This window comes from Eoetvoesiella sp. (assembly GCF_035555955.1).
In the GTDB taxonomy this organism is placed as follows: Bacteria; Pseudomonadota; Gammaproteobacteria; order Burkholderiales; family Burkholderiaceae_B; genus Eoetvoesia.
This window is the reverse complement of sequence record NZ_DATMGA010000027.1, coordinates 1-16,431: the sequence shown is the minus strand read 5'-3', so window position 1 is coordinate 16,431 and position 16,431 is coordinate 1. Positions and strand designations below refer to the sequence as shown.

14 protein-coding genes are annotated in these 16,431 nt (G+C 63.0%); 12 read left to right on the top strand and 2 right to left on the bottom strand.

Annotated features, from left to right (window positions below; genetic code table 11):
• Together VNT00_RS07545 and clsB are read left to right on the top strand one after the other, a co-directional pair.
• Nucleotides 1-861 (top strand): endonuclease/exonuclease/phosphatase family protein, encoded by an 861-nt coding sequence (locus VNT00_RS07545; protein WP_325586067.1) that lies wholly within the window; start codon nucleotides 1-3, stop codon nucleotides 859-861.
• A gap of 204 nt (nucleotides 862-1,065) precedes the next feature.
• The gene (clsB, locus tag VNT00_RS07540) at nucleotides 1,066-2,295 is read left to right on the top strand and encodes a cardiolipin synthase ClsB (protein ID WP_325586065.1); all 1,230 of its coding nucleotides are present in this window, start codon (nucleotides 1,066-1,068) and stop codon (nucleotides 2,293-2,295) included.
• Between the two features lie 85 nt (nucleotides 2,296-2,380).
• Here clsB and VNT00_RS07535 read toward each other — a convergent pair whose 3' ends face one another.
• The gene (locus tag VNT00_RS07535) at nucleotides 2,381-3,211 is read right to left on the bottom strand and encodes a class II glutamine amidotransferase (protein WP_325586063.1); all 831 of its coding nucleotides are present in this window, start codon (nucleotides 3,209-3,211) and stop codon (nucleotides 2,381-2,383) included.
• A gap of 281 nt (nucleotides 3,212-3,492) precedes the next feature.
• On the opposite strand from VNT00_RS07535, the gene VNT00_RS07530 reads away from it, so the two are divergent.
• Entirely contained in the window at nucleotides 3,493-5,910 is a 2,418-nt protein-coding gene (locus VNT00_RS07530; protein WP_325586062.1) for a 3-hydroxyacyl-CoA dehydrogenase/enoyl-CoA hydratase family protein, read from the top strand.
• 9 nt (nucleotides 5,911-5,919) lie between these two features.
• Nucleotides 5,920-7,116, top strand: a complete 1,197-nt coding sequence (locus VNT00_RS07525; RefSeq protein ID WP_325586060.1) for an acetyl-CoA C-acyltransferase — start codon at nucleotides 5,920-5,922, stop codon at nucleotides 7,114-7,116.
• An 88-nt stretch (nucleotides 7,117-7,204) separates the two neighbouring features.
• On the opposite strand, the gene VNT00_RS07520 is transcribed toward VNT00_RS07525, so the two are convergent.
• Entirely contained in the window at nucleotides 7,205-7,963 is a 759-nt protein-coding gene (locus VNT00_RS07520) for an IclR family transcriptional regulator (protein ID WP_325586058.1), read from the bottom strand.
• A gap of 179 nt (nucleotides 7,964-8,142) precedes the next feature.
• Here VNT00_RS07520 and VNT00_RS07515 point away from each other — a divergent pair, with 179 nt between their 5' ends.
• The 8 genes from VNT00_RS07515 to VNT00_RS07480 all read left to right on the top strand — a co-directional run.
• Nucleotides 8,143-9,327, top strand: a complete 1,185-nt coding sequence (locus tag VNT00_RS07515; protein WP_325586056.1) for an ABC transporter substrate-binding protein — start codon at nucleotides 8,143-8,145, stop codon at nucleotides 9,325-9,327.
• Nucleotides 9,328-9,393: 66 nt separating this feature from the next.
• Entirely contained in the window at nucleotides 9,394-10,665 is a 1,272-nt protein-coding gene (locus tag VNT00_RS07510) for a Rieske 2Fe-2S domain-containing protein (RefSeq protein ID WP_325586054.1), read from the top strand.
• Between the two features lie 42 nt (nucleotides 10,666-10,707).
• On the top strand, nucleotides 10,708-11,481 hold the full coding sequence (locus VNT00_RS07505) for an SDR family NAD(P)-dependent oxidoreductase (protein ID WP_325586052.1): 774 nt from the start codon (nucleotides 10,708-10,710) through the stop codon (nucleotides 11,479-11,481).
• 128 nt (nucleotides 11,482-11,609) lie between these two features.
• On the top strand, nucleotides 11,610-12,920 hold the full coding sequence (locus VNT00_RS07500; protein ID WP_325586050.1) for a GGDEF domain-containing protein: 1,311 nt from the start codon (nucleotides 11,610-11,612) through the stop codon (nucleotides 12,918-12,920).
• Nucleotides 12,921-13,114: 194 nt separating this feature from the next.
• On the top strand, nucleotides 13,115-14,191 hold the full coding sequence (locus VNT00_RS07495; protein WP_325586048.1) for an NAD/NADP-dependent octopine/nopaline dehydrogenase family protein: 1,077 nt from the start codon (nucleotides 13,115-13,117) through the stop codon (nucleotides 14,189-14,191).
• Entirely contained in the window at nucleotides 14,188-15,195 is a 1,008-nt protein-coding gene (locus VNT00_RS07490; RefSeq protein ID WP_325586046.1) for a 3-hydroxybutyryl-CoA dehydrogenase, read from the top strand. The genes VNT00_RS07495 and VNT00_RS07490 overlap by 4 nt, the downstream gene beginning before the upstream one ends.
• Nucleotides 15,196-15,198: 3 nt before the next feature.
• Nucleotides 15,199-16,182 carry an ABC transporter substrate-binding protein gene (locus VNT00_RS07485; RefSeq protein WP_325586044.1) on the top strand — a complete coding sequence of 328 codons (984 nt, stop codon included), beginning with the start codon at nucleotides 15,199-15,201 and terminating at the stop codon, nucleotides 16,180-16,182.
• Nucleotides 16,179-16,431: ATP-binding cassette domain-containing protein (locus tag VNT00_RS07480; RefSeq protein WP_325586042.1), on the top strand; the 253-nt coding region annotated here is incomplete at its 3' end. The genes VNT00_RS07485 and VNT00_RS07480, both read left to right, overlap by 4 nt.

Here is a 16,431-nt window from a genome sequence, read left to right as displayed (position 1 = left end):
GTGTCAGTCCTGCGGATTGTCAGCTACAACATCCATAAAGGCCGTTCGGCCATGGGGGTGCGCGAGTCGTTGTCCGAGCTGCGCCTGGGGCTGTATGGCCTGCGCCCCGACCTGCTTTTCCTGCAAGAAGTCCAGGGGCGCAACGAGCGCGAAAGCATATTGGATGCCCAGCACGAGTCGCTGGGCGCCGCGCTGAACATGGACGTTTGCTACGGCTGCAACGCCGTGCGCGCCGACACCGACCACGGCAATGCGCTGCTTTCGCGGTTTCCCGTGCTGGGCTTTGAAAACCAGGACATCTCCGATCATCGGCTGGAGCAGCGCGGCCTGCTGCATGCCACTATTCTGGTCGACGAAACCCCGGTGCATTGCATTGTCGTGCATCTGGGCCTGTTCGCGGGCGGCCGCTCGCGCCAGATCAACGCGTTGGTCGAGCGCATCAAGCGCCTGGTTCCCGCGCAGGACCCTCTGCTCATCGCCGGGGACTTCAACGACTGGAACAATCGCCTGGCGCCATTGTTCGTTCAGCAGCTGGGGCTTTACGAAGTATTCTCGGCCTCGCCGCGAGGCCTCAGCGCCCGCCAGCTTCCCTTGAGCAAATCCGTGCGCAACCTGGGCCGCAGCCTGCGTTCGCTTCAGTTTCCGGCGGCGCGCCTCGACTCCATTTTTGAACTGGGCATCAATGGCGCGGCGCGCCATACGCCGCCGCCGCGCACCTTTCCCGCCGCCTTCCCGTGGCTCAGGCTGGACCGCATCTACCAGCGGGGCTTTGCCGTGCGCAACGCCCGCGTGCTGCACGGGAACCCCTGGCGGCAGCTGTCCGACCACGCGCCCATTTTTACTGAATTAGAATTGCCGTAGCTGGCACGGCATCAGCCCCGACGCAGGGTGTTTTTTGCCGCCGGGCCGTCCCAAGGCAAAAAGCACCCCCTCGGGGGGCAGCAAGCCGCGTCAGCGGCGCAGCGTGGGGGCATTTTTGGGCCCGCGCGGCGGCATGCAAGGGCAAAGGGGCGCCGTGCAATCATTCGAACCGCAGCATGGGTTCGGTTTTTCCGGGTAGGGGGTATGGCACGCGGAATCCTGAAACTGCAATGGCATGACGGAAACCAGATAGAACTCCTGCAGAATGGCGGGCAGTTTTTCCCGGCCCTGTGCGCGGCCATCGATGCGGCGCGCGCCAGCGTGCACCTTGAAACCTATATCTTCAAGCTCGACCGCACTGGCCTCGAGGTACTGGAACATTTGCGCCTGGCTTGCGAGCGCGGCGTCAAGGTTCGCGTCGCGCTGGATGGCTTTGGTTCCTTCGAGTACGTGGACGAGCTGATGCAGCGGCTGACCAGCATGGGAGCGATGTGCCGCGTGTATCGCCCCGAGCCAAGGGGCATCGATTTCTACCGCTTCAGCCTGCGCCGTTTACGCCGTCTGCATCGCAAGGTCACGGTGGTGGACGGCCAGGTGGCTTTCGTGGGCGGCATCAATATTATCGACGACCTCGACGACGTGCCCAATGACGGCAAGGGCCCCAGGCCGCGCTTCGATTTCGCGGTAAGCGTGCGCGGGCCCATCGTGCCGCAGATCGACAGCGAGCAGAATCTTTTGTGGCTGCGCATGGCGCCCAAGCAGGGCAACGACATGCAGCGCACATACCAGCGGGTGCGTCACTGGTTCCTGCGCCGGCAGCGAAGCTTGTCCGAGCATGCGCAGGTATTCGTTCCCGGCGTGCGGGCCGCCTTTCTCCTGCGCGACAACCTGCGCTTTCGCCAGACCATCGAAAACGTGTATTTGCGGGGGATAGAGACGGCGAGCGGCGATATCCTGATCGCCAATGCGTATTTTTTTCCCGGCATGCGATTGCGGCGCGCGCTGGAACAGGCGGCCCGGCGCGGCGTGCGCGTGCGCCTGCTGCTGCAGGGCCGTTCGGAATACGCCCTGCAGTTTCGCGCCTCGCGCAGCATGTACGGCAAACTGCTGGACGACGGCATCGAGGTCTACGAGTACATGGCAAGCTATCTGCATGCCAAGGTGGCCGTCATCGACGATGCGGCCACGGTCGGTTCTTCCAACCTGGATCCGTTCAGCCTGCTGCTGGCGCGCGAGGCCAATGTGTTTGTGAAGGACGCCGGCTTCGCGCAGGAGCTGAAGGCGGCGATCGAGGCCGAAACCGCGGCCAACGCCAACCGCGTCACGCTCGCAAGCCTGCAGAAACGCGGCCTGCTGGGCCGCGCCATCGATTCGACAGCGTATTTTCTATTGCGGGTGGGCGTTTCCCTGACGGGCAAGTCTTCCGAGTACTAGCCAAGGCAAGCGCCGGGCCTGGCGGCTATCGTACACATGGGCGCCGACCCGCAGGCCGCGGCGCATCGCGGGGTTCTCGCGGCTTTTAAACGCAGCTCAGGTTGGCGGCGTTGGCCTTTTGCACCGCCTTGGGAATGGGAACGTGGGCGTGCAGGACGGCCTGTCCGCGCTCGAACATGGTCAGTTGGCCGGGGCTGAACGACACCCAGTTTTCGTTGTCGGTGATCGGGCGGGTGGCGATGACCGCCACGCGGTCGTCGCGGCAGGTGGTTTGCGAAAAGTCCACCGTCATGTCGGCATCGACCAGGTGCGCGGTGGCGAAAGGCCAGGCGCGTATCAGGTAGTGCAACTGGGTGGAGCAATGCGCGAACAGCATGCGGCCGTTGGAAAACAGGAAATTGAAGACCCCGTGCCGGGTGATGTCGCGCGTCAGCGCTTCCACGGCGGAAAAAAGCTCGGATGACGACGGCTCGTGGTTGCCGAACCGGCTGCGCAGCCCTTGCATGATGTGGCAGAAGGCCAGTTCGCTGTCGGTGCCGCCCACGGGTTGGTACTGCCCGTCCAGCGTCGGACGGTAGTTCAGCAGGTCGCCGTTGTGGGCGAAGATCCAGTGCCTTCCCCATAGCTCGCGCATGAAGGGGTGGCAGTTTTCAAGCTGGATGTCGCCCTGGGTGGCCTTGCGGATGTGCGCAATGATGTTGCGCGACTTGATCGGATAGTTCTTGATGAGCTCGGCAACGGGCGACTTGCAGGAAGGCTGGTTGTCGATGAAGACGCGGCAGGCCTTGTTTTCGAAGAAGGCGACGCCGAAGCCGTCGGCATGGTGGTCGGTATTGCCGCCCCGGGCGGCAAAGCCTGTGAACGAAAACGTAAAATCGGTGGGCTGGGCGCAGCTCATGCCCAACAGCTGACACATGGCGAAAATGGCCTGAAAAAAGCGCGGTGAAGGCGCGAACAGGGCGCTGAAAAAGTACGCGCAGGCCACCGGGCACTGCGTATTGCGTCCTATGACCCTGATTTTAATACGGGTATGGACGCAGGAGTGAGGTAATAAGCATATGCGGGGCGAATCGCGGCGCCGGCAAGGCCCGAAGCACAATTTTTGTCGCTTACGTAATACACTGGACTTCTGAACAAGGCACTTTCATTGATCGGCCGTTCGCAGCGCGGCGGCTGAAGCTTTTCGGAGTCACGTCTATGCAAGCAAATCAGTCGGGCCAACGGCATATCGGCAAGGTGGCCGTATGCGGGGCCGGGGTCATGGGGGCGCAAATCGCCGCGCATTGCGTCAATGCCGGGGTGCCGGTCGTGCTGTTCGACCTGCCGGCCAAGGAAGGCGACAAAAGCGGCATCGCCAAGCGCGCCATTGCCGGCCTCAAGAAAATGAACCCTGCGCCGCTGGGCGCGCCCGAACTGGCCGACGCCATTATTCCCGCCAACTACGAAGACGACTTGCACCGCCTGGCCGAATGCGATCTGGTCATCGAGGCCATTGCCGAGCGCATGGACTGGAAGCTTGACCTCTATAAAAAGCTGGCGCCCTTCGTAAAGCCGGGCGCCATCGTTGCCAGCAATACCTCGGGACTGTCGATTACCGAACTTTCCAAGGTGCTGCCCGAAGACCTGCGGCATCGCTTCAGCGGCGTGCATTTCTTCAACCCCCCGCGCTACATGCCCCTGGTCGAACTCATTCCCACGGCTCAGACCACGCCCGCCCTGGTCGATCTGCTGGAAACGTTCCTGACCTCGCAACTGGGCAAAAGCGTCATCCGGGCCAAGGACACCCCCAATTTCATCGGCAACCGCATCGGCGTGTTCGGCATACTTTCGGTGTTTGTCCAGGCCAGGAAGGCCGGCCTGCCCATCGACCTGGTCGATGACCTGACCGGCACGCGCCTGGGCCGCGCCAAGTCCGGCACCTTCCGCACCGCCGACGTGGTGGGCCTGGACACCCTGGCCCACGTCATTGCCACCATGCAAGATCATCTGCCCGACGATCCCTTCCATGCCTGCTTCGGCCTGCCGCCCCTGGTGTCGGCCTTGATCGAAAAAGGCGCCTTGGGGCAGAAGGCCGGGGCGGGCTTCTACCGCAAAGAGGGCAAGGCCATCTTGCGCATCGACCCGGCCACCGCCCAGTACGTACCGGCCGACAGCAAGGTGGACGACGCCGTTGCGGCCATCCTGGCCGAACGGAACGCGGGCAAGCGGCTGCAGGCCCTGCGCGAATCCGATCATCCCCAGGCCCGGTTCGTATGGGCTGTGCTGCGCGATGCCTTTCATTACGCGGCCGTGCATCTGGCCGATATCGCTGACAACGCCCGGCAGGTGGACCAGGCCATGGTGTGGGGCTTCGGCCATGCCCAAGGCCCCTTCGAATTATGGCAGGCCGCCGGCTGGCGCCAGGTGGCCCAGTGGGTGGCCGACGACATCGAAAAAGGCCTGGCGCTTTCCAGCGAACCGCTGCCCGATTGGGTAAGCAGCGGGCCGGTATGGGAGGCCCAGGGCGTGCATACGCCGCAAGGCTCGTGGAATCCCCATGCAAAATCCTTCGAGCCGCGCAGCAGTCTGCCCGTGTATGAACGCCAGATAGGCGCGCCGCGCCTGGTGGGCGAATCGGCCGGCCTGGGCGAGACCATGGTCTTCGAGACCGATGCGGTCAAGGCCTATACGCTGCCGGCGCCGCATCCCGACGACGTGCTGCTGCTGTCATTCAAGACCAAGATGCATACGCTCAGCCCCGAAGTCATCCAGGGCATCGTGCATGCGGTGGACGTGGCCGAAGGTTCGTTCAAGGCGCTGGTCATCGGCCAGTTGTCCGAACCGTTCTCGGCCGGGGCCGACCTTAAATCCATGCTGCCCTTGTTCGAGCAAGGCGGCGCCAAGGCGGTCGAGCCTGTCGAGCGCGCCATGCAGGACATGGTGCTGCGCCTGCGCTACGCCCAAGTGCCGGTGGTGGCCGCACTGGCCGGCATGGCGCTGGGCGGCGGCTGCGAACTGGCCCTGCATTGCGCCAAGCGGGTGGCGCATTTCGAAACCTATATCGGCTTGGTCGAAGTGGGCATCGGCCTGGTGCCGGGCTCCGGCGGCCTGGCGCATTGCGCGCGCCGCGCCGCCCAGTTGCAGGCCATGACCGCGCCCGATATCCCCTTGCTGGCCCTCTTGAAGAAAACCGCGCTGGCGGTGGCCAGCGCCCAGGTTTCCCGCTCGGCGCCGGATGCGCGCGACATCGGGTACTTGCTGCCTTCCGATACGGTGGTCATGAACCGCTACGAGCTGTTTTACGTGGCCGTGCGCGAAGCGGCCATGCTGGCCGAGGCCGGCTGGCGGCCGCCCTTGCCGGGGCTGTTCCCCGTGGCGGGGCGCGATGCCATCGCCACGCTCAAGGCGCAGTTGGTCAATATGCGGGTGGGCGGCTTCATTTCCGAGCACGACTTCACGGTGGCCGCAAACGTGGCCCACGTCATCTGCGGCGGCGACGTCGACCCCGGTTCGCTGGTCGACGACGAATGGATGCTCTCGCTGGAGCGCCAGGCTTTTCTCGGCCTGCTGGCCAACCCCAAGACCCAGGAGCGCATCATGGGTTTCCTGAAGACCGGCAAGCCGGTGCGTAACTAGGAGTCCGTTATGACCACATTGCAACAGGCTTACATCGTAGCGGCCACCCGCAGTCCCATCGGCAAGGCGCCGCGCGGATCGCTTTCGCACTACCGGCCCGACGACCTGCTGGCGCGGGTCATACAAGGCGTGCTGGCCCAGGCGCCCAGCCTCGACCCCGCGGCCGTCGAAGACGCCATCGTGGGCTGCGCCATTCCCGAAGGCTCGCAGGGCTTCAATGTGGCGCGCATCGGCGTGCTGCTCTCGGGCCTGCCCAACAGCGTGGCGGGCGTTACCGTCAACCGCTTCTGCGCTTCGGGCCTGACCGCCATCGCCATGGCGGCCGACCGCATCCGCGTGGGCGAGGCCGACGTCATCATCGCCGCGGGCACCGAGTCTATGAGCCAGGTTCCGCTGATGGGCGTCAACACCAGCTTCAGCCCCGGCATCTTCGCGCGCGACGAGAACGTGGGCATTGCCTACGGCATGGGCATTACGGCCGAGCAGGTGGCGCAGCAATGGAAGGTGTCGCGCGAGGATCAGGACGCCTTTGCACTGCAGTCGCACCAGCGCGCCCTGGCCGGGCAGAAGGCCGGCGAGTTCAACGACGAGACCCTGCCCATCGACGTAGTGCGCCGCGTGCCGGACCTGGCCAGCGGCGAAGTGGCCGAACAGCATAAAACGCTGGCGCTGGACGAAGGCGTGCGCGCCGACACCAGCCTCGAGGCGCTGGCCCGCCTGCGTCCGGTGTTTGCCGCCAAGGGCAGCGTCACGGCCGGCAACAGCTCGCAGATGTCCGACGGCGCAGGTGCCTTGCTGGTGGTGTCCGAACGCGCGCTCAAAACGCACAACCTTACGCCGCTGGCGCGCTTTGTTTCCTTCGCCGTGCGTGGCGTGCCGCCCGAGATCATGGGCATAGGCCCCAAGTTCGCCATTCCCCAGGCGCTGAAGGTGGCTGGCCTGAAGCTGGATCAAATGGGCTGGATCGAACTGAACGAAGCCTTTGCCGCGCAGTCGCTGGCGGTCATCCGCGACCTTGGACTCGACCCCAAGGTCGTCAACCCCATAGGCGGCGCCATTGCCCTGGGCCACCCCCTGGGCGCCACGGGCGCCATCCGCGCCGCCACGGTCGTGCACGCCATCCGGCGCCACAAGCTGGACTACGGAATGCTGACCATGTGCGTGGGCACCGGCATGGGCGCCGCGGGCATTTTCGAGCGGGTGTAGAAGCCGGCCACACGGCGGCCGTTCCGCGAATACAGTGGTTGTAAAAATGGGAGCATCATGTGCTCCCATTTTTTTGCCGATCCAATCGTTATTTCCCGCGCAGGCCCAGCGCTTCGGACAGCAGCTTGGTTTCGACGATCAGGAGCTCCCCGTACTCCTTGACCTGGCTGGCATCCAGGCGGGCGCTGGGGCCGAAAATACCCACCGATCCGGCCACCTGGCCGCCGCTGTTGAAGAACGGCGCGGCGATGGAAACGGCGCCCTGGATGATTTCCTGGTTACTGATGGCGTAGCCGCGTTCGCGCGTGCTTTGCAGGTCTTCCGCGTACTTCTTCAGGTCGAGCTTCGTGCCGGCCGCGTATTCCTTCAACAGTTCGGGCGTTATGTCCAGGTAGGCCAGGATGGCGCGCCCGCTCGCGCCCAGGACGATGCGCTCGCGGTATCCGACCCCGCGTTTGAAGCTTAGTGGCTGGGTGCAGGGAAGTTCGCTGATGCAGCTGCGGTAGGCCCCCTGGGGGATGAACAGCGCCACGGTTTCCCCGGTTTTCTCCCAGAGGCGGCGCAGCATCGGCTTGGCCATTTCGTTCAGGTCCAGGCTGGATGTCCAGACGTGCGAAAGATGGGCCACGGCAGGGCCCAGGCGGAATTTCTGCGGCTCGCCCGACGAGACCAGAAAGCCGCTTTGTTCCAGTGTGTACAGCAGGCGGTACAGCGTGGGCCGGCTCAGATCCACGCGCTTGAGCAACTGGCCCGCCGTCAATTCATAGTCCGTCGCCGTAAAGGCCATAAGAATGTCCAGGGCGCGGTCGACGGCCCGGACGTTGTCGCTGGTTTTCTCGGTTGCCATTTGGTGTTCCTAGTGTTCCTGAATTCCTGTCGTGCTCCGACATGATGCCAGATTGGTAAATACCCTATTGCGAGCAGGTTAATGTGTCCGTACAATGTATATCAGTATCAACAGACGGACAACTCAGAGGCTAAGCGCTGGCACAAGCACACGGCTTCACGACCTGGAGGCAATAGACAATGACTTATTCCTTTTTCAAGTTGGCAGCCGCATCGACAGTGGCGACCGCTTGTTTCTGTACCGCCGCCGCGCAGGCTGCAACGGCGCCCGCACCCCTGAAGATAGGCGTCATCCTTCCCTTCAGCGGCCCGTACGCGCCGTATGGCGAGCAAATCAGCAGCGGCATCAAAGTGTATATGAAGGAACACGGCGATACGGTGGCGGGCCGCAAGGTCCAGGTGATCTACAAGGACGACACCGGGGTTGCGCCCGAGGTCGACAAGCGCCTGGCGCAAGAACTGCTGGTCAATGAAAAAGTGGATTTGCTGGCCGGCTTCGGCATGACCCCGTCGGCGCTGGCGGTGGCCCCCTTGGCCACGAAGGCCAAGTGCCCGATGGTCGTCATGAATGCCGGCAGCGCCGTCATTCCTTCGCGCTCGCCCTACATCATCCGGGTTTCGGAGTCCCTACCGCAGGTAACGCGTCCCGCAGCGAAGTGGGCGGCCAAGCATGGCATCAAGAAGGTCTATACGCTGGTGGCCGACTATGCGCCGGGCATCGACACTGAAAAAGCGTTCACCGAGACCTTCGAGAAACTGGGCGGAACCATCGTGGGCAGCGTAAGGGTGCCCGTTACCAACACCGATTTCGCCAGCTATATCCAGAAGATCAAGGACGAAAAACCCGACGCCGTGTTCATGTTCCTGCCGCCGGGGCCCGCCACGATTTCCTTCGTCAAGTCCTACCATGAGCGAGGTCTGCGCAAGGCCGGCATCAAGATGCTGGGAACGCACGACTTGACCGAGGAAACGCTGATCGACTCCCTGGGCAATGGGGTTATCGGCACGATTACCTCGGGCTATTATTCGGCCGCCCACGATTCCGACCTCAACCGCAAGTTCGTCAAGGAATACAAGGCCATGTTCGGCCCCGACGCCAAGATCAACTTCATGTCCGCCACCGGCTACGACGGCATGGCCGCCATCTATGCGGCGCTGACCAAGACCGGCGGCGATTCGGACGGCGACAAATTGATGCAGGCCTTCAAGGGCATGAGTTTTGAAAGTCCCCGCGGCCCGGTCACCATCGACCCCGTCACCCGGGATATGACCCAGAACATCTACATGCGCGAGGTCAAGCTCGTCGACGGCCATCTGGCGAATGTCGAGTTCGACAAAGAAGCCAACGTCAAGGCGCAGCCCTGAAGCGGAAAAGTCTTATCGGGCGAACATCGGCGATGTTCGCCTCAGTTTGGTAATGGAGTGGAAATCATGAACAAGGAAATGTCGGAAATACTGGTGCGTACTGACGCGGGCACTCGCATGGGCAACCTCATGCGGCGCTACTGGGTGCCTATTCTCGCCTCGCGCGAAATCGAGCCGGACGGCCCTCAGGTGCGGGTCAAGATCCTGGGCGAGAAGCTGCTGGCTTTTCGCGATACCGAAGGCCGGCCGGGCGTCATCGACGAATTCTGTTCGCACCGCGGCGCTTCGCTGTTCTTTGGCCGCAACGAGGAAAACGGCATCCGCTGCGCCTATCACGGCGTCAAGTTCGACCGCAACGGCCAATGTGTCGAGGTTCCCTCGGCGCCCAAGGCCTGTGCGCACATGCACATCAAGTCCTACCCCTGCCTCGAGCGTGGCGGCATTGTCTGGGCCTATATGGGGCCCGAGGGGAAAATGCCCGACCCGGTCGAGCTGGAGTGGGCCACCCTGCCCGAAAGCCATGTGTTCGTATCGCGCCGCTGGCAGCAATGCAATTATCTGCAGGCCATGGAGGGCGGCATCGACACTGCGCACGTCTCGTATGTGCACCGCTACGAAGTCGACACCGACCCCATGCACAAGGACACCAAGGCGCTCGACTACATCAAGGCCGACGGCAACGTAGTGTTCGACATCGAGAAAATGCCCTTCGGCCTCTCCCTGTTCGGCCGCCGCAATGGCGAGCCCGACTCCTATTACTGGCGCGTTACGCAGTGGCTGTTTCCCTGGTTCACGCTGATTCCGCCTTTTGGCGAACACTCCATGGCCGGGCATGTTTTCGTGCCCATGGACGACGAGAATTGCTGGGTCTGGAGCATCAACTTCCATCCCAACAAGCCGCTGTCGGCCCAGGAGCGCCTGGATCTGCAGGAGGGCAAGGGCGTGCACGTGGCGTATGAAGAAGGCGGCACCTTCCGGCCCGTAGCCAATAAAGACAACGACTACCTCATCGACCGCAGGGCTCAAAAAGACAAGCGCTCGTACAGCGGCGTGTTCGGCTTTGCCATACAGGACGCTTCGCTGCAGGAGAGCATGGGCCCCATCCAGGATCGCGAGGCCGAGCACCTGCTGCCTACCGACAAACCTATCGTCATGGCGCGCCGCATGCTGCACGAGGCTGCCATGGGGCTGGAGCAAGGCCAGGAGCCGCCGGCGCTGGACGCTTCCGCGCAGCGTGTGCGTTCGGCCGGCGTGCTGCTGGATCGCAACGCCAGCCCGCTGGAATGGGCGCAAGAGCATCTGGCCGACGGCCTGCATCAGCCGCTTTATTCGGTGTAGATGGCGCAGTTTCATAAATCACATTATTCAATTGGAATAACCATGGCACGACTAGCGAATAAACGGGCGCTCATCACGGGCGGCGGCGCGGGCATCGGCGCCGCGTGCGCCAGGCTGTTTTGCGCCGAGGGCGCCGCCGTAACCCTGGTGGACGCCAACGAAGAGGGGCTGTTGGCAACGGTCCAGGCGCTGCGCGGCGAGTTTCCGCAGGCCCGCGTAAGCCATTGCGTGGCCGACGTGGCCGACGCCGCGCGCACGCGCGAAGTCGTGCAGCACGCCGTGGACGCGCATGGCGGCCTGGACATCCTGGTCAACAACGCCGCCATGCGCAACTACTCGGCCCTGGCAGACGCCACCCCCGAGGAATGGCGCGCCATGATCGACGTGAACCTGGTCGGCACGGCCACCTACTGCCGCGAAGCGCTTCCTCACCTGCGGCTTTCCGGCAAGGGCAGCATTGTGAATGTCGCGTCGTGCTACGCCGTGGTGGGCCGCAAGGGCATGGGCCTTTACGACACCACCAAGGCGGGCCAACTGGCCATGACGCGCACGCTGGCTCACGAAGAAGCCGCCAACGGCGTGCGCGCCAACGTAGTCTGCCCCGGTTCCACCCTTACCGATTTCCACGTCTCGCGCGCCACCGCAAAAGGCAAAAGCGTCGACCAGTTGAAAACCGAAAGGCAAACCACCTCGCTGCTGGCCCGCTGGGCCGACCCCAAGGAAATTGCCTGGCCCATACTCTGGCTGGCGTCCGACGAAGCCTCCTTCATCACCGGAACGAGCCTGCTGGTGGACGGAGGCCTGGCGGCGATGTAAGCCGATGGAAGCCTTCTTTTCAAAAGCAATGGCAATCTCAACCGACGTGTGCTTCGCGTGCGAAATTCCCCATGGCAGCATAGTTGCTACAATTCCTACGACGTGGAATTGGGTTATGGGGAGTCCTGATGGGAAACGGCGTCGAAGCGCTATTGCGCAGGCTATCGGTGCGGCAGCGGATGATGGCGGTCATTGCGATACTGCTGCTGCCGCTGGCGGTGCTCAGTGCAGTCAGCGTAATAGTCCTGGACGAGCAGGAGATGGCCTTTCGCGATTCCGTCGAAGAATCGGTGCATGGGCTTATTCCCCTGACCACGCTGGAATACTACCTTCAGCAGGCGCTGGTGGATGAACTGCTGGCCGAGTCGAATGATTCCGTGCCGGGCTTCGCCGGGCTTACCCGCAATATCGACAACAGCTTTTCCAGCATTGGCGTCGGCATGGACGGCAAGGACGTGCCGCGGACGGTCCTGGAAGACGCGCAGAAGTCCTGGCTGCTGGCGCGGCCCGCGGTTCGCCGCCTGGTCGAGCAGGTGCATACCCAGCACATAAGCGACACTGCCGCCAATCTCCATACGCGGGCTGAACTCGAGCAGGCGATCCACGACATTTCCAATGCCCGCCAGAGCCTGTCCAGTCTGCTCAAGGCCCGATATGAAAAGGCGGCCGCCCAGCGCAAAAGCCAGTTGCACTGGCTGATGTGGAGCTGGGTGCTTACCTTGACGGCCGCCGCCTTGCTGGCCATGGTTTTCCTGCGTTCGCTGCTGCGGCCGCTGGAGGCGCTGACGCATGCCGCGCGCCGTGTCAACGAAGGCCAGGCGGGCGTGCGCGTGGATGCCGGGGGGCGGGACGAACTGGCGGTGCTTGCCGATTGCTTCAACCGGATGACGGCCAATTGGGAAGCCACCCACGCCAGCCTCAAGACCGAAGCCATCGAAGACCCGCTGACAGGCGTACTCAATCGCCGGGGCATACTCTCGCGGCTGGACGTCGAGCTGGATCTGCACCGATCCGGCAGGCAAACGCTGAGCGTGATGGCGATGGATCTCGACCGCTTCAAGTTCATCAACGACCACTATGGCCACAGCGTGGGCGACCGCGCCCTGGAGTGGGTCGCCGACACCTTGCGCAGCATGTTGCGCGAAAGCGATCACCTTGGGCGGCACGGCGGTGATGAATTCATCGCGGTGCTGCCGCGAACCAGCCGTGCCGAGGCGCAGGAGATCGCGCATCGCATTGGCGAGGTCGTCCGGGAGGCCGCCGCCCGCGCGGCGGTGTATCCCGAGATCACGATCGGCGTGGCCACCATGCCCGACGACGGCGACCAGGCCAAGGCATTGCTGGAAGCGGCCGACGCCCGGCTTTACGCGCAAAAGCATCGCCGCGCCACAGACGGCGCGGAATCCGCAAGCTCCCTGAACCAAAGTTCATCCCTATAAGGGTAATTCCCGGTTTCCCGCATATTGCACGTCGCAAATCTTTTCTTTACTGTGTATGTATGCAAGTGCATAAATAATTAAACGTGGTTGAACAAGCGGTTAGCTCGCATCGTTCCTTTTGCGTTTGCGCCGCTTTTCCATGTTTCAAAGCTGTCCTGGCCGGGCGCGATGCCGGCCTTTTACGGGAGTCGGGCATGAAGATTGCAGTACTGGGGGGCGGACACGGTTGCTATGCGGCCGCTGCTGATTTAAGCGAACAGGGCCACGAAGTGCGCTTCTGGCGTCGCGACACACAGGCGCTGCAGTCGCTGGTGCAACATCCGTTCATCCACATCAAGGACAGCGACGGCGAGCGCGATGTGCGCATCGCCAAGGTCTGCCCCGATATCGGCGATGCCATCCGCGGTGCGCAGCTCATATTGATTCCTTCGCCTGCTATCGCGCAACTGGATATCGCCAAGGCCGTGGCGCCTTATCTCGAAGACGGCCAGGTGGTGTACTTGCCGCCCGGCACTTTCGGCAGCTACATCATGAGCGAGGCGGTGCGCGCCGCGGGCAACAAGGCCGAGGTCACCTGGGCCGAAACCGGCACCCTGCCGTGGCTGGTGCGCAAGCACGGGCCCGACAACGTGGCCGTCACCATGCGGGCCACCCGCCTGCCGACGGGCGTCTATCCGGCCAAGCGCGCGGCGCACGCCATGGCGGTCATCAAGCAGGCGTTTCCTTGCATCGAGCCTTGCGAAGACGCGCTGTCGGGCGCGTTGATGAACGCCGGCCCCATCATCCATCCCCCGCTGATCCTCATGAATGCCGCGCCGCTGCAGCACTTTCCGGAGTGGGACATCCACAACGAAGGCACCCAGCCGGCGGTGCGCTCGGTAACCGACAAGCTCGACAACGAACGCATCGCCATCCGCGAGGCCATAGGCTACAAGGCGCCGCATTTCCCGCTGTCCGACCACTACCAGAACGATCAATGGATGTACGGCGATTCGCACAGCAAGCTGGTCGACAGCGGCGACTGGCGCGAGAAAATCGACCTGCACTCGCATCGCTACATGACCGAAGACACCATGCTGGGCCTGGCCTTTCTGGTGTCGGTGGCCAACTGGGCCGAGTGCGATGCGCCGGTGGCCAGCGGCCTGCTGGCGATTGCCGGCGGCATCGTCGGGCGCGACCTGCGCCTGGGCGAGCGCACGCTCGATGCCCTGGGGCTGGCGCATTTGTCGCGCGCCGACATGCACGAGCTGCTGGTCGAAGGGAGAGCATGATGGCCAAGAATGCCGGCCCGATCGCCACCATAGGCGCCGGCCGCATGGGCCGGGGCATTGCCCTGGCATATGCCATCCATGGCCAGTCCGCCGCCATCATCGACTTCAAGCCGCGCAGCCCGCAGCAGTACGAAGAACTGCGGCAAAGCATTTCCAGCGAACTTGCGCTTACCCTTAGGCAACTGGCGGACCTGGGCATGTTCGCGGCCGAGCAGATCGAACCCATTCTGGGCCGCATCGGCATCTACGCCCTGGACGAAGCCGACGCGGTTCTGGCCACGGCGCCCATTGTGTACGAAGGCGTTCCCGAAACCCCCGAAGCCAAGCGCGACGCGCTGGGCCGCATAGGCACGGCGGTGTCGGACGACGCCATCATTGCTTCCAGCACCTCTACCATGCTGGCTTCCGACCTGGCCGCCCTGGTGTACAAGCCGCAGCGGTTCATGAACGCGCACTGGCTCAACCCCGCCTACCTGATTCCCCTGGTCGAGGTCAGCGCGCACGCGGGCACCGATGCCGCGGCCGTGCAGGCGCTGAAGGACAGCCTGAAATCCATTGGCAAAGTGCCGGTGGAATGCAGCTGCAGCCCGGGCTACATCGTGCCGCGCCTGCAAACGCTGGTCATGAACGAAGCGGCGCGCATGGTCGAAGAAAAAGTGGCCACGGCCGAACAAATAGATCTGGCAACCCGCTATGGCCTGGGCTTTCGCTTTGCGGCCATCGGCGTGCTGGAGTTCATTGATTATGGCGGCAACGACATTCTGTATCACGCCAATAATTACCTTGCCAAAAACCTCGACGAAAATCGTTATGCCATGCCGGAGATCGTGCGGCAATATATGCAAGAGGGCAAAAACGGTTTACGGTCGGCAAGCGGATTTCATTCGTACGAGGGGGTGGACCTTGAGGCGTATCGGCGCGATGTATTGGCCCGTGTCCTGGCAATGCTGGGGCATTTCGGGCTGAACCAAAGCGCAACTTCCAACGTGGCAAAAGGAGACTGAACAATGAAAAAAAATGTACAAGCAATACTGGCCGCCATGGGCGTCATGATGGTGGCCGCGCCGACATTGGCGGCCGACATACCCGAGCTGAAGGTGGGCTGGACGATTCCCGCCGAAGAAGCCAAGTACTTGATGATGAAGCGGCCCGAGATGTTCCCCGACCTGGGCAAAAAATACACCATCAAGTGGACGCAGTTCCAGGGCACCTCGCCCATGATCCAGGCCATGCGCGCCAACGTGCTCAATTGCTCGACCATGGCTCCCATGTCGCTGGCGCAGGGGGCCATAGAAAGCGGGCTCAAGGCCTATATCGTGGCCCAGCACGTCTACGAAAAGAAAGGCTTCTTCACGGTGTACTGGGCGGTTAAAAAAGACAGCCCCATCAAGAGCGCCGCCGACCTCAAGGGCAAGGTGCTGGGCACCAACGCCTACGGCTCGGGCGTGTACTTCAACCTGGTGCTGTGGCTTGAAAAGAATGGGCTCGATCCCAAGAAAGACGTGAAGATCGTGGAAACCGGTTTCCCTCCCATGGCCGATGCGATCCGTTCGGGGCGCATCGACCTGGGTACCATGGTCCAGCCCTTCGCCCTGTTGTCGCAGGAAAAAGGCGACCTGCGCGAACTGGCATCGCAGGCCGATGTGCAAACACCCCAAGTACAGATCTTCGAAGGCTGCAGCCAGGAATACACCAATGCGCATCCCGAAGTGGTCCAGGCCTACATCAAGGATCTCGAGCGCGCCATGAACATGGTGCAGGCCGATCACTCGCTGGCGGTGGCCGTTACTTCGGAAGTCACCCGCGCGCCCGCCGCGCTGCTGAGCAAGTACCTCATGACCGACAAGGACTTCGCGCGCGACAAGGACATGAAGCCCAACCTGGATTCCATCCAGAAGACCTGGGACCTCTATTACAAGGCCGGCTTCCTTTCCAAGGCCTTGAATATCAAAGACTTCGTCCGCAAAGACACGATAGCGCCGGTAAAATGATCAACATCGAGCAACTGGGAAAGACTTTCCAGACCGCCAGAGGCACGTCGCACACCGCCATTCGGGACATCTCGCTGGATGTTCCCGAAGGGCAGTTCCTGTCCATCCTGGGGCCCAGCGGCTGCGGCAAAAGCACCTTGCTGTACATGGTGGGCGGCTTCGAGGATGTCTCGGCGGGGCAAATCCGGGTCGACGGCCAGGTGGTGCAGGGCCCGGGGCCGGACCGCGGCCCGGTCTTCCAGGAGTACG